At 45.5% G+C, this 14638-nt stretch carries 13 protein-coding genes and 1 pseudogene; 3 read left to right on the forward strand and 11 right to left on the reverse strand.

The genetic code is table 11. The features are described from left to right. The first annotated feature begins 79 nt into the window (after positions 1-79). Complete coding sequence (locus HW560_RS22875; RefSeq protein ID WP_179264837.1) at positions 80-1936, forward strand: alkaline phosphatase; 1857 nt, start codon at positions 80-82, stop codon at positions 1934-1936. 202 nt (positions 1937-2138) lie between these two features. On the opposite strand, the gene HW560_RS22880 is transcribed toward HW560_RS22875, so the two are convergent. The 11 genes and pseudogenes from HW560_RS22880 to HW560_RS22930 form a co-directional block, all read right to left on the reverse strand. Next, entirely contained in the window at positions 2139-3710 is a 1572-nt protein-coding gene (locus tag HW560_RS22880; RefSeq protein WP_090898105.1) for a sigma-70 family RNA polymerase sigma factor, read from the reverse strand. A gap of 239 nt (positions 3711-3949) precedes the next feature. After that, positions 3950-4441 carry a spore coat protein GerQ gene (gene gerQ / locus HW560_RS22885; RefSeq protein ID WP_371129161.1) on the reverse strand — a complete coding sequence of 164 codons (492 nt, stop codon included), beginning with the start codon at positions 4439-4441 and terminating at the stop codon, positions 3950-3952. A gap of 18 nt (positions 4442-4459) precedes the next feature. Continuing rightward, positions 4460-4882, reverse strand: a complete 423-nt coding sequence (locus tag HW560_RS22890; protein ID WP_090898102.1) for a cell wall hydrolase — start codon at positions 4880-4882, stop codon at positions 4460-4462. 159 nt (positions 4883-5041) lie between these two features. Next, complete coding sequence (locus tag HW560_RS22895) at positions 5042-6724, reverse strand: hypothetical protein (protein WP_257031411.1); 1683 nt, start codon at positions 6722-6724, stop codon at positions 5042-5044. A 204-nt stretch (positions 6725-6928) separates the two neighbouring features. Further along, positions 6929-7678, reverse strand: coding sequence for an SDR family NAD(P)-dependent oxidoreductase (locus HW560_RS22900; protein WP_179265891.1), 750 nt, complete (start codon positions 7676-7678; stop codon positions 6929-6931). A gap of 184 nt (positions 7679-7862) precedes the next feature. Next, entirely contained in the window at positions 7863-8255 is a 393-nt protein-coding gene (locus tag HW560_RS22905) for a DUF2500 domain-containing protein (RefSeq protein WP_062319566.1), read from the reverse strand. A 323-nt stretch (positions 8256-8578) separates the two neighbouring features. Further along, complete coding sequence (locus HW560_RS34290; protein WP_179264839.1) at positions 8579-9736, reverse strand: collagen-like protein; 1158 nt, start codon at positions 9734-9736, stop codon at positions 8579-8581. A gap of 461 nt (positions 9737-10197) precedes the next feature. Continuing rightward, positions 10198-10407, reverse strand: a complete 210-nt coding sequence (locus HW560_RS22915; RefSeq protein ID WP_256222058.1) for a YolD-like family protein — start codon at positions 10405-10407, stop codon at positions 10198-10200. A gap of 496 nt (positions 10408-10903) precedes the next feature. Next, the gene (locus tag HW560_RS22920; RefSeq protein WP_090898053.1) at positions 10904-12136 is read right to left on the reverse strand and encodes a sialidase family protein; all 1233 of its coding nucleotides are present in this window, start codon (positions 12134-12136) and stop codon (positions 10904-10906) included. Between the two features lie 23 nt (positions 12137-12159). After that, a complete protein-coding gene (locus HW560_RS22925; RefSeq protein WP_090898051.1) occupies positions 12160-12528 on the reverse strand; it encodes a hypothetical protein in 369 nt (122 codons plus the stop codon). Positions 12529-12926: 398 nt separating this feature from the next. Beyond that, a pseudogene (locus HW560_RS22930) lies at positions 12927-13126 on the reverse strand (phage holin family protein); the annotation flags it as partial. A 220-nt stretch (positions 13127-13346) separates the two neighbouring features. Here HW560_RS22930 and HW560_RS22935 point away from each other — a divergent pair. After that, positions 13347-13793 (forward strand): hypothetical protein, encoded by a 447-nt coding sequence (locus HW560_RS22935; RefSeq protein ID WP_090898048.1) that lies wholly within the window; start codon positions 13347-13349, stop codon positions 13791-13793. Between the two features lie 46 nt (positions 13794-13839). Next, the gene (locus tag HW560_RS22940; protein WP_090898045.1) at positions 13840-14292 is read left to right on the forward strand and encodes a hypothetical protein; all 453 of its coding nucleotides are present in this window, start codon (positions 13840-13842) and stop codon (positions 14290-14292) included. Positions 14293-14638 lie beyond the last annotated feature (346 nt).

Raw genomic sequence — 14638 nt, forward strand, 5'->3', positions numbered from 1 at the left:
AATTTTTCTCTTACGCTCAGTTAATCATTCAGCTATATACTTCCAAATAGAACAACAAATTGATCTCGGAGGTATGTTCATGAAAAGCCATCATGCTATGAAATGGAATGCTCTACTACTCAGCGCGGCTGTTGCGATTACAGCCTTGCCTTGGCAGGTCAATGCTGAACCCGTATCTGCCCAGCAACAGACGGCCCCCGCCGCATTTACCATTTTACCTATTGACCGCGCTCAGATTCTGGCAGGCCAGAAGCTCGATTTTCGGGTTGAGCTGAACGGTGCCAAGCTGAAATCGAATGACATTAAAATCCAGGTTAATGGCTTGTCTCCGGACAAATACTTCGGCAAGTCCGGAACGTGGACAAGCAGCACCGACTTGAGCACGGAATACACCATCCGGGATGTTACTTTTAAAGAGAGCGATTCCATTGTGGTAACCGCGGAAACGATTGCTACAGGCAAGCGTACATATTCAAGGGTCGTATACCAAGTGTTTGATCCTTCCAAAGACACGGCCCTACTAACAAACGGTGAGCAAGCCAAAAATGTCGTTCTGATGATTGGCGATGGCATGAGTGCCAATATTCGCACCGCCGCTCGTGTTGTATCCAGGGGTATTAACGAAGGCAAATTCAAGGGTTGGCTGGAGATGGAGCAAATGGATGCTATGGGCATGGTCACGACGTCTGGTATGGATTCCATCGTCACCGATTCGGCCAATAGTGCTTCCGCTTATGCAACTGGCCACAAAACGGCAGTCAATGCCGAGGGGGTCTACCCGGACAATACACCAGACCCTTTTGACGATCCGAAGGTGGAAAACATCGTTGAGCTGGTCAAACGCACCCGTGGCATGGCTACTGGCCTTGTAACGACTGCGGATGTGACAGATGCAACACCTGCTGCAATGGCTGTACATACACGTAAGCGCGGTGAACAAGAAGCGATCGCAAGTATGTATCTGAATGAAGCGAATCGACCAGATGTTATTCTGGGCGGTGGACTGGAGTGGTTCCTTCCAGCAGCTGACGGCGGAAAACGCAAAGATGGACGCAATATTGTGGAGGAGTTCAAAAAAGAAGGATATACCTATGTTACAGATGCAACGAATCTGGACAAGTCTGCCTCTACCAAATCTTTGCTGGGATTATTCCGCAAAGGCAACATGAACGTATATTATGACAGAGAATACACGAAGCCCAACAATACCGATATTGTGGGCAAGGACACGGACCAACCTACATTGATGGAAATGACCGACACAGCCCTTCAGGTACTGGAACAGAATAAAAACGGATTTTTCCTGATGGTCGAAGGTGCATCGATTGATAAACAGGCTCACACGATGGATTTTGAACGTTCCGTATGGGATGCAATTGAATTCGATCAAACGGTGGGTCGGGTTAAGGAATATGCGAAAAAACACCCGGATACGCTCGTCATCGTCACATCCGACCACGGTCACTCTCTTACCCTCAACGGAACGTATAATACGGAAGCCGCCAAAGGTAAATCGGGCGACGAACTCCGTGAGTTGATCGGCACATATGCTGACTCCAAGTTCCCGACGTACGTGGATGCAAACGGAGATGGCTTCCCGGACAATCCGGATTCCGAATGGAAGATTGCTGTTGGCTGGGGCAATATGCCGGATAACAATGAGGACTATCTCGCTAATCCGGTACCAATCAGTCCTACCATCCAGGACCCTAATGTGAAGGACAAAACATGGTATATCGCTAACCCGGACAAAGATCCGGACGGTGTTCACTACACGGGTAATCTGCCTCATGATGAAGGTCAGGAAGTCCACACATTCGACGATGTGCCAATCAATGCCTCGGGACCCGGGTCACGCCTGTTCTCAGGCTATCACGATAATACGGACGTGTTCCGCAAAATGGTAACCGCATTGAAGTTGGATGCGTCCAAGTAGAATACGGTTGAACTAACAAAAGAGTATCCTAGCTCATGCTCAGGCATGGCGGGATACTCTTTTTTCATGATTTTATGGATAATGAGATCAGATGCATGTTAGCTTACCAATTAATGTTCACTGCCACTACTGCTTTTACTGCTTTTACTGCTTTTACTGCTTCTATTGCTTTTATTCAGTTTCTGATTGCATCCATCATTCTCTATAAAATCACTACGTTCTCATTAACGGTGTCCCAGCGCCACGGCGTGTCTTCCCCTTCGCCTATTTGAAGACCGCCAATCCAGGATCTATCTTGTCTTAATCGTGCCCAATCTGCTTCCCCGCTCAGCACCTGAATACCGAATTCGGTCAAAGACAAGACACCATGGCGGAATTCGTCATGATGCTGCTGGAAGGTAGGAAAAGCTTGTACACCCCTTATTTGAAGTAAAGCATGAGGTTCCTCCGTCATTCTCTTCAGATGAGCCCAGTACTCCAGATCACCCATTCCCAAGATATGCAATTGATCTCCAACATGCTTGAATAATGAATAAGGGCTACCCACGCCCTCTCTTACGGCCTCCAGTGTGGATTGCTCAATTATGCCCAGTCCGTTCGATACAGAAGGCAGACGGGACAGGTGGGCCTTGAATGCAGCATGTGCAAAAGGGAGCACCGATGTATTTTTCAGCAAGTAGTCCTTGTGATCCTGAATGTCAGATGATGCATACGCTGTCCAAAACTCACTGCCAGCCTGAATTTCCTCTGCCCCCATCACGTGCCAGGTACCTGATAAACGTCCGATCTGTGAGGGTGTAAGCTGCCCAAGCCCCCGAAAATGTTCTATTTCCGGATAGGTATCGATGCATAACAGATTCAGCTTGCTATTCTTCAGGTCCTGTCCCTTGAAATAGTGCAGCAAGTACGATAGCATTGCCTGATCATAGAGGTCATACTCAAACCACAGGACGATCTCCTCATATTGATGGAAAGAGCGAAGTGTCTGCTCAAGTTCCTTGATTTTCAGATATTCCGTCTGCGGAATGCCCAAGTGCTGCTCCAAATATTGTGCACGTTCACTTCGATCCTTCTCATTCCTCATATTTCTCGTTATCGGTCCAAATGAATAGAGCTCTCGCCAGACCAAAATTTCACCTTGAATTCCGCTTTGTCTTAATCGTTCTGCCGCATGATCACCATTCATAATGTGAAGCATTCCTTTTCCTCCTTCGTATAAATCACTAAATACTGAAATCACATCCGCCACAGGCAATGCACGTCTGAGCCTGGATCTGGCGTCATACAACCGTTTCTTTAGAGCCGGAACATGAACCCCGAGGAATTCCGACATCTCCTTGAGGGAGTAGCCCTGAAAATAAAACAGTTCAACAGCAAGCTGCATGGAGGTTGGCAAAATGGAAATCGAATCTCGCAGAAGGCGATGCACCTCTCCTTTCAAAGCCTGTTCTTCGGGATTATGAGTCTGATCCTCTTCTTGAATTACATCCTGAATCTCCAGAACCGGGACAGTGCCATGCTGCTTACGCCTCATTAGACGGTAACACTGTCTCTCCACGATAACTTTGAACCACCCGGGAAAAGCATCGGGATTGTCCAGTTTGGACAAATTCGCAAAGGCCTCTGTGAACGCCTCTTGTACCACATCTTCGGCCAGGAACGTATCCCCTAATTTTTGATAGGCGACAGCCAGTGCCATCCCGCGAAATTGCGTCACCAGCTGTTCATAAGCCTCGGCTTGCCCCTGGATTGCTCCCTCGATCCATGTCTTCAATATGTTTTGCTCCTTCCTGTGCGCTTGCTGCTTGATGTATTTATCTTTAAGTGCCTTGATTTGAGAAAAAGGTTACTTCTGTTTAGGTTCATTTTTTATTTGTTTATTTGTTTATTTGTTTATTTCTTTAATGCTCTATACCATCATATAGGAAAAGCTGCCCCGTTTGCGTAATAACATCCGCATTCGAGACAGCCTGTGTATGGCCGTATTATATTATGTTCTCTTTTCCCTGCTAATTAACGTCTGCTTGGTTGTTGCGGATAGTTCCCGATCACACCTGGATATTGATACAACAACGGCTCATCGAATGTGGCGTAGTCGAAATTGACCATCAAAAGCATGATCCGTTTTCCAGTGTTCGGGTCACTGATAATGATATGGTCACGACCAGCTGCTTCCAGAATACCTTGGAAAATGCGGGCATTCCACTCTTTGTTTCCTTCGTAAGTCATGTAGAATGTTCCACATTTACCCAGGTTAAGCCGTAAAATATTTTCGATGTAGGATTGTTCAAACTGTGGCGCAGTTGTGGTTGCAACTCCACCCGTAGGTGTCATTGGAGCACCGCTTGATACGAGCGGAGGTACGCTTGTGGAGCTAGGTGAAACCATGCCTGGAGTTGGCGACATCATCGGCATTCCGTTACCAATTTTATAGGATGTTCCTTGGACTTGCGAATTGGCCTGTTGGCCCATAACCTGTGTTGGTTGATAAGGCTGGTTAATCATCATGATTCCTCCCAAAATTTAATATACGGATGGACAGTCTTCGCCTGTCGGACTGAAGAAACAATGCGCCTTGAAGCGGCCTGTATTTTGCTGGTTATACCAGGTTGGAGGGCATTCCCCCACGGGACGGAAAAACCACAGAGAGTTGCTGGCTGGCCAGAAGCGTTCACCATTAATGACACGCTGTGCCAAGCGTATTTCTGATTGTCTTGCCCGTTGGTAGAAGTACCCTTTTTGCGTAGACTCGAAGCCACCCGGATTCTGAAACACCATTCGATTAATGTCCCGAATATCACCGAAATCCAAGCAATCACCAAGCACCCGGTTTACCCCTACATTGCCTACAAGCAGCATGCCTTGTTCGCCGTCACCTTCAGCCTCCGCTCTCATCAGTCTAGCGAGCAGCTTGACGTCTTCCGAGTTGGCTTTAATAACAGCCATATCCTGTTTCCTCCCTTGTTGAACCTCTTCATCACCGTATATAATATTGTGCAGATGCCCATTCGGTGACACGATTTTATTTTTTTACCATAAAAAAAGCCCGGAACCTCACCTTATGTGAAGTCCCGAGACATAACATTTCCTATATAACCTGCCTATTCAGGGCTTGGCTTGAATCCAGTAATCGTATGCATGTACAATATTGCCTTTGTAGGCTTTATACTCGCTTAACAGATCTGGAAGCAGTGCCAGCTGACGCTCCATCTCCGCTGCTCCCTTATCATAAAATGAAATATGTCTACCTTCAAAATTCTCTTTCATCTCCACCGAGATCAACAGCGGTTTACCCAAACGATCCGCAATTTTCATTTCCTGACTGACCACGTCGGCAATTCCATTGGAGCCTTCGGCAATGTTGCGGAATGCCATCAGAGAGACGTGATCCAGCGTTGTGATCATGTATTCACTGACAGACATGTCTCTTCCCGGTAACGGGAACGTATCCAGCCAAACGGCCAGATCGGCACTCGTTTCCAGATCACTGTCCTTTTTCGTCTCTTCATGGAAATAAGCAATATTGGCAGCCCATTCGGTCAGCAGCGTATCCCGATCATTTTCCCATTCAGGTAAGGTGTATGGCTCAATATCGAGATGGATTCCCTTAAAACGTTCATCCGGTTCCGATTCGGCGTTATAATTTTTCACATAGTCGATCAAGCGTTGTATCCGTGGCCGATTTTCCTTTTTACCCCAGATTGGATGGCCGCCCATAGCGTGAACCTCAATACCTTGAGCCTGTGCACGTTTCACAAAACTACGATAGCTGGAATACGGTTGATCCAAATCAAGCCGGACGTATAACCAATTAATGTTTTGCGCTTTGGCGAACTCCAGAATGTGATCTCCACCGTCATTCGTAACCTGAGAAGCCTGCCAGATATAGGTTCCTCGGATTTCAGGTTGATTGGATGGATTCTCTGGTAATGGTACTTCCCCTGGCTCCAGCTGCCCCCAGTACACGATGTCATGCACAGCTGAACCTGCATAGGAAGCATGATCTGTGAATGCAGATGCCACTTCACTTAAGACACTCTCCAATTGCGCCGCACCTTTGCCAGCAAAAGTCGTGAACTCTTCTCCAGGCATCGGCTTGGTGTTTACGCCAACGGTAATCGAGCCATTTCTGGCGTCAGCCCATATCATTTCTTGTTCTACCAAACGTATAATTCCATTGTTTCCTTGCGCACTGTCACGGTAAGCGAGCAGCGTAATATGATCAAATTGTCCGATAAACCAGTGTGACAACGACTCGTTATCCGCATCGTCAGTCGTTCTGCTACCCGTCACCGTGTAAGAATCCAGCCAAAAAGGCAAGTCGACATTCACTTCAACCCCATCCTGTTTCACCTGTTCCAGCAAGAGCTTCATATTGACCACCCAGGACTGGACCAGTGGCTCGGCATCTTCTTTCCACTGTGGCAATACATAAGGTTTGATATCCAGGTGGATGGCGTCAAATCGCTCTTCCGGCTTTGCAGCCAGGTTATAATTGCTCACCCAGGACGCCAATTTGAGCATTGGACCTTCACGACCACTCACTGCCCATGAAGGATCTCCGCCAAGAGCTTCAACTGCGATTCCCGCCTTGCTGGCTTTGGATATAAACGTATGATAGACCTCTTCTGACAGATTCATATCCACATTCACATATAGTCTGTTAATCTTATGTTTAGCCGCATTGTCCAGCAGCTCATTTCCTCCATCACTGACAGACTTGGCCTGCCATACCCAGGCTGCTCGTATATCTGCGTCAGCTTCAGCAGTAGATTCAAAGCCTGTCATTATAATCCCTCCAATCAGCAGTAATAGCCAAAACACTTTCCGGGATGAGTTCCCGAACATAATCTCCCTCCATTCCTGTACTGTGGTAAAATCACATTTATTATAGCAACCGAGTTATCAAAATCAAATAAGCCCAAGTGCTTAACTTGGGCTTATTTCTGCTATGTTTTCAAAAGTTTACAATTGACCGGAGAAATCCCGGTACTAGTCCTCATATATCATTTTTCGGGTCATGCCCCCATCAATAATCAGGTTGGTCCCTGTGACAAAGGTATTGCTCGGATCGGACAAATATAAACAAGCACGGGAGATATCCGAAGGAACGCCTACACGTCCTGCCGGGTGCTGTTCATGGTCCTCTGGCTTCAATTTTTCAACATTGCCTGTCTCAATCCATCCCGGACTGATACAATTGACCCGAATTTTGTCCTTACCCAAGGAGACCGCCATCGCATGCGTCAACGCCACGATCGCACCCTTGGATGCAGCATAGGCCTCTGTTTCCGGCTCTGACATGAAGGCACGTGTTGAGGACATGTTCACAATCGCTCCACCATTTTCGTTGTGCTTCATATGTTTGGCTGCTTCCCGACTTGCGAGAAAGCAACTTCGCACATTGGTATTGAGTATATCGTCCCACTCTTCCAGCGTTAACTCATAGGGAGATTTCCATCTGGAGACACCTGCATTGTTTATGAGCACATCAATCTTCTTGAATTCATCCATTGTCGTTTGAATGAGGTTCGTTATATCCTTCTCTTGACGTACATCACATTGAACAAAAATCGCTTCTCCACCTTCATTGCGAATCGAAGCTGCCGCCGCAGCCCCTTCCGCTTCCTCATAGTCGGCAAGTACGACTTTAGCCCCTGCAACCGCATAGGCCTCAGCTACACTTCGACCGATTCCTTGAGCTGCTCCCGTCACAACCACGACTTGATCTGTAAATGACATCATTAGTTCCTCCTCTATTGGGATGGTCCATTCATCATATAAGTCTACATCGACTCACCGAATATGAACCATAATATGAATAAAGTCTCTTCTTATATACAAACATGTTAGCCCCATTAAGAAACGCTTGTCCATAAAAGAATATTAAAAAAAGCTTACGCCACTATGGCGCAAGCCAGCCGGTTTATCCGCGTACACGCTCTGAATACAAACGATTGTAGCGTTCAAAGCCTACATAACGCGTTCCCTTGAAAGAGAGTCGACCTTCATCTCCCTCGGCGCACAAGCCGTACTCATCACCATTCACCTTGAATTCGAGCCGATCCCCGCTCTCCACTTCAAAAGTGATGTAATAAAGCGTACGGGCTGTACTTCCTGGTTCGGAGTGCGACTGACTCATCTGCATTCTCCTGCTGGTAATCCGTGAAGGTACAGTAAGCAGAGGCTCTGAGTTATTGCGTCCCCATCTCCATACCTCTTTCCCTACCGACAGAAGAACAATACCTATAATCAGGACAAATACTACCGGAAAGACGGTTCCAAAAAAATCAAACATCCAGGATGATTCAATGCCCATGTCTCTCCCCTCCGTTCATCAAACCTAGGACAGCCGGAGTCTTGACCCGTCTCCTGTAATATATATGCACGTTAACAGGGAACTTGTTATTCCGATTCAAATTGACGGGAGATCTGATTAACCTATACGTCTTTGTTCAAACCAAATGAAGCCAGTTATGTAGCCAGATCATCTCGTTCAGCTTTCCTTAAAGATCCAACGTTGGCTCCAACTGAGATAACAGCCTGATGAAAGACCGGTATCTCAGTCAAGCTAACCGATGTTATCATTCTGAATGGCGATCTAAGCAGATCCCAGACAAGCAATATAGATTTTGATCAAGTTTAAGCTAATTGTGTGATGACAAGATGTGCCGATACCGGTCTTGTTCCGCCTGCAAGAGGAGTAATCGTTAACGCTGTTGAATTACCCGCGGGGTTCCGTACGGTCAGTATTGAGTTAATAACGGTTGTTTGTACTAAGGCTACCCCTACAATCTGAGATGTTCCTGTTGCACGTCCAACGACCGTTGGAGCCAAGTCAGCACCATTGAGGGTTAGTATGAGTTGCCCCGCTTCATTGATACTCACTTGAAATAGTACTTGATAAGTGCCTATCGCTGCCAGATTGAATGAGCTAGGTCCCGTACGAGTAATTGTCGTTCCACTAGTTGGACCATCTTGGGGAAAACTTACATCCGTACCTGGAGCAACCGTTGCGGCATTATCAGGGGGCATCAGTGCAAAGAAATCAGCAAATCCCAGAACACCTCCGGCTGCACCTGTAGCTCCAGTAACACCTGTAGCTCCGGTGGCACCCGCTGGACCCGCAGCACCAGCTGCGCCTGTGACTCCGGTGGCACCCGCTGGACCCGCAGCACCAGCTGCGCCTGTGACTCCGGTGGCACCCGCTGGACCCGCAGCGCCGGCTGCGCCTGTCACCCCAGTAGGCCCCGCTGGACCTGCCACTCCTGCCACTCCTGCCACTCCCGTAGCTCCAGTGACACCGGCTGGACCCGCAACACCAGCTGCGCCCGTGGCCCCAGTCGCACCAGGAAAGCCTTGCGGTCCAATAGCGCCAGCTGGGCCGGGCACACCCTGAGGTCCTTGTGGACCCACAAGTCCTTGTTCCCCAGGAATACCCTGCACGCCCATCGGTCCGGCTGGACCAGCCAGTCCCTGTGGACCCATGGCTCCCGCTGGTCCCGGTTGACCTTGAGGTCCTTGTGGACCTGGAGGGCCTCCGGCTGGACCCTGAGCTCCAGGTGGTCCTTGCACCCCTTGCTGGCCCTGAATTCCCTGTACGCCCTGAATTCCCGGAATTCCCTGTGGTCCTGTGGGACCAGTAACCGTAGGCGTAATAATTTTCACTTTAGGCGGCGGACATTTAACCTTAACTAATTTCTTTGCCACCTTCACTTTGCAATTTTTTCTTTTAGATTTGCAAGGATATACCGTTACCTTTTTTCTCCTAGATCGCTTCTTTTCTTCTGAACTGCTCATCGTTTGGACACCTCCCTATAGACATAGTTTAATGTACGTATGTCGTTAGTTTAGTGTATGGACGGAAAACCATTCTCAACTAAACTACAACCTATATTTAGGAAAAAAAGGCTATTTGCTTGGTAGATTAGCCCTTTTTAAGAGGAATAATGCAAAAAAAGACTCTGACAGCGTTAGCCGACAGAGGTATAACATTCCATATTAATAAAGCCAAGCCTGTATAGAGTTGGCTGCGGAAAGGCCTCTACACAATCCAAATTTATAACAATTCATATGAGCTTATCTGAGAAGTAAACAAGCAGTGACACTCAAGCTTATTGTTTATTCAAACACCCAAAAAGAAACGTCCCCGTTTAGAGACGTTTCTTAATGAATTGACGGTAATATTAAGAATATTGGATACTCATCCTATGAGTCTAAGCGTACATCAGATCCATCTTACTGCTCTTTTCTATCTGAATTCAACTGTAGTCTTCATCACCACGTACAAGTTTAACTCGTCTGCTTTGCCTGTCGATTGATTCCACTACTCCCTTTATCTCTTCATCGTCGAACGGATTGAATACAGTCAATTTGATTGACCTGCGTTCCTGATACGATTCGAAGATAGCTTCTTCAATGAGCTGGATCTCCTGTTCGTCCGGTACCGGCTTTCCTCGTCTTTCCTGCACAACTCATTTCCTGAAGAAAGGCCTCACGATGTTCGGGAAGAATAATTCGAGATCCTTCAAAAATACCGTTACCTGTCAATTTACTAGCCATACTACACACGCCCCTTAATACTCAGTCCAGTAATTTATATTCGATGAATTGGTTGGCGACATTGCCTTGGGCAGCTTAGGCTTTTTCCTCTTCTCGCTCCCATCCCTCCAGGATCACAATATTGGCCGTATTAGACTTATCCTCCCAGCGTATGGATACGTCGTTTTGTGATCTTGCCGCTTTGATCCTCATAAATAATCTCAACCAACCCAAGTATTTAACTGGCATGTTCATCCTTTCGATAAGAACATTTGTTTGCATTATATGCGAACTCACGTTCTTTATACAACAAGAAAAAAGCCCCATTAACTTAGAGCTACTACGATGTAAGTTTCGCTCTAAATTATATGTGACAAGGATAATAATATTGTGGGCTAATCCTATTTATACATCATTATTTGCCAACTAAGACCCAAAGTAAACATCGAGCTTCCCAGTAGGAGGAGTTGTTGCCATCCAAACTGCTGCCAGATTGTCCGGAGCATATGTTGTAGCAGTAATATAATCTCCTATCAACACAGTCGGTACTGGAGAATTGCCATTGGGATTAAATGAGGTTGTCGTGAGTCTGCGGTTCGCAAAGGTAGCTCCTCCGTCAAATGATTCAGCAACATAAACGTCTAAAAGAAACCCATTGATTTGATTCGAATAATAAATGACCCTTATTGTTCCCGTGAATGGCGACACAGTAATGGATGGAAAGAAATTTTGTGAACCTGCTGGTGCTCCGGTAATACTAACGGGATCTGACCATAAAAGTCCATCTGGAGATTTACACAAGAAAATATCGGTGTATCCATTCCTTGCATCGTTCCAGGTCGCATAAACAGAACCACTGTTTGGCCCATTGGATATATCAGCACCCAAACTCAAATTTGTCTGCACTCGAAAAGCATAATCGGGAACGGGTAATGGCGAAGGTGCGGGTACCACGGAAGAAATTAATGTAGATTGTCGATTAACCGGCGGTTGGAATGAAGCTCCTCCATCATAAGAGATTCTTAATAAAGCATACGGAGTATCCGGGCCTGTAGTAATATATCCTGCGTATACTTCGCCACTAAATCCAACTGCAATAGCCGCTCTATCATGAAAACCTCTGGGGCTTGAAATTCGGCTTGGAGTTTCCCATGTTACTCCCTGGTTCAAAGATCTTTGCAAAAAAATAGATGAGGCCAACGTAGCAAGAGGGGTGTAGCCAACATAAGCATTCCCTCTGTACGGACTCCCTGGAGAGCGATCTACTGCAATAAAAGGCTCATCATTATGAACAATAAGGCCATATCCCTTGTTCACAAATACTGGAGGTGACCAAGTCACTCCATCATCCAGGGATGTATAGCTAATAATCGTACCATCATTGTCTCCGTTAAATATGTGAACCGTCACAATAAACGTGCTCGGAAAGGTATAATCAATGGTTGGGGCTTCTGCACCAGCATATCCTGCAGGCTGCTGTAAAATAGTAGTCGACCATGTCTGTCCAGTATCGGTAGAGCGATAAAACCCTATAAGTGTAGGGCCTGTACTTGTATCAACAGCAACGGCACACATAATATTAGGAAGTAACTCGTTGGAAGCGATCGAGGGTTCAAATTGATTCCCACCGAGTGCACCTGTAATATTAACAACTGGCAAATCGCTTACCTCCATTTCGTTAATTAAGGGATGTTGGTAAATCTATCAACCCATATCATTTCAGACTGTAACACACGTTGAATAACTCCACCTGTTGAATCTACACCGTATACATGAATAATTGTACTCGTAGCACTAAAGTAGTCACTTTGAACTTCATAAAACGCTGCTGTAATGAGCGGGTAAACAAGTGTCCGGGAGACCTGAGGTCCAATTTGGAATAAATCATGACCGATAGGAACTCTTGCATTTTGAGTTGTATCCCATTTAAATACTTCTAGTTCAATGTTTGCAGGAATATTAAGAGAGTCGTTTATACAAGTTACAATAATCTGGGTGGCCATACTTCCACTTGTTGGCGAGTTATAAATCAATCCCGTAGAGTTTGGCATTGGAATTAACCTCCTCTCATTTGAAAAAATGAGAATTTTATTACAATAATATTGTACGTCAACATTCATTTGAGTGGCTCGGCTTCTGTATAGATACAGTATTTAAATACCCCCTGCTATCCCTGTAGGGGGGCATGCTCACAAGTACAAGTAGGAGGTAGACCCATGAATTAAATATATGTTAAAAAAATTTAAAAGTGCCACAAATTTTTAGATTGGGAATGCAACTACCTTGAAGTACAACAGCACAGGAGACATCACTTACATTTATGTGAAGTAGGGCAGATAAATATTATCAAGCGGTCCAGATCCTCAAACGATTACTGGGCCGCAAAGCTGCAGCTGAGCTGCGGTCAAACAAGCACCGGACGCGTTATGTGATTAAACAATACATGTAGAAAAAAATGGCCATCTCCCAAGATACCGTCCACCAAGTGCCCAACCGCGACCATGGCAAAAATAAAGACCTTCGGGCAATCCCGATAAGGCCAATTTTACTCTTAAGTTTTCCAGTAGCTCCACCTGCAGCAACACCCGTCAAATAATCAAGTATTACAAAGAACAGCAATACTCCACGCACAGCAGACCAACCCCCAAATTATGCCGCTATTGAAGCTGTGCGTTTCATCATAACCAAGTCAATAGTCAGTACATCTTAAATCTAAAAGTATGATTTATATGCTATTTAGCGTCCATCATTTTGTTGATGAAGCATAAATTAGTTTTATAGTTCAATGAAACTTCTTGCCTTTAAGCGGATAACTCTTTCAAACCAGAAACATATGATATTTCAAAATAATAGATTGGAGGAAAACATTATGGTTCGTACGCTTGACGCCCGGACTTCGCTTGGGTCTAACGGCGTTGCTCCGTTTAATGTCCCGCTCGTTCCAAATACTCCTACTTTGGTGGGTATCGTTGGTCTGAACATTGTTAATCCAGGATTAGTTATTCGCACTCAATTTAACGGAACCTATCGGATTTCGGTAGCAGATTTGTCCTCACAACCTTCTTCCATTCGATTTGAAATATTCAGAGGCTCGACTCATACAGGTACCCCGATTTATGTCGTTTCCCAACCTATATTTCCTTCTGAGGGAAGCATACTGGCAAGCTTCGATGGTTCTGATTTCAATGTGCCTCCTCCTCCTACCGGGCAGCTTATCTATTCTTGTTTTGTGACATTTGTTCCGGCATCTCCATCAGAGCAAGCCAGCCGCGTTGGCCCAGAATGCTTCAATGCGGTTGTATACAGCGACGATTAACTCAATGCTAAAAGGACTCTATGAAAATAAGGAAGGAGGAAATTTCATGGTTAAAACGTTAGATGCACGGACTTCCCAAGGCTCCAACGGACAGAACATTGTAACCCCCAGCTTTACGAATGGAGTCCCACAATTATTCGCTCAGGTTGGACTACAGGTAAATAATCCAGGGATGGTTATCCGGACGTTTTTTTCGGGTATTGTTGAAGTTACTGCCGATCAACTGCCTGTTAACGGAAATCTTGTCATAGAAGTTTACCGAGGATTGGGTAGTTCTCAGCAGCTTGTTTATCGTGCGGGTACAATCGTTCTGGACAACCCATTTTTCAGTCCTTGCGTGTTAAGCTTTTCCGGTTCAGATTATAATGTGACACCACCCGTGAATGGGCAGCTTGTCTATTCTGTGTACGCTATATTCACTTATAATCCAATTTACAATGTTAGCAACCTGCGCCTAGGACCTGAAAGTTTCAATGCTACAGTTTATTCCAACGATTAATATAAATTTCAATAATAGTTAGGAGTTAATTTCGCGATCATTTTCTCACTTTGTATTTATTAGTTCTAAAAAGGAGAGCTGAACTCATTATCTCTCCTTTATACTGTAATTCATTTTCTAACAAACAGATTCCTTACTAAACTCAATGTCTTTCAATAATTCTAACGCCAATGCGGTTGCTAAGATTTTAATTGCCCCAAGCTTAATTCTTCTCAATTGATTTTGCAACGAGTGGGTCATCGAGATGAAAAAAATAACTCTGGGATTATATACTCATGTCACTCAGAAAATGCAAAATAATGCGGACCAAAAATTAAAAAAACATTTTGCTGAAGTGTTAAAAATG

Origin of the sequence: Paenibacillus sp. E222 (genome assembly GCF_013401555.1) — a bacterium.
Lineage (GTDB): Bacteria > Bacillota > Bacilli > Paenibacillales > Paenibacillaceae > Paenibacillus.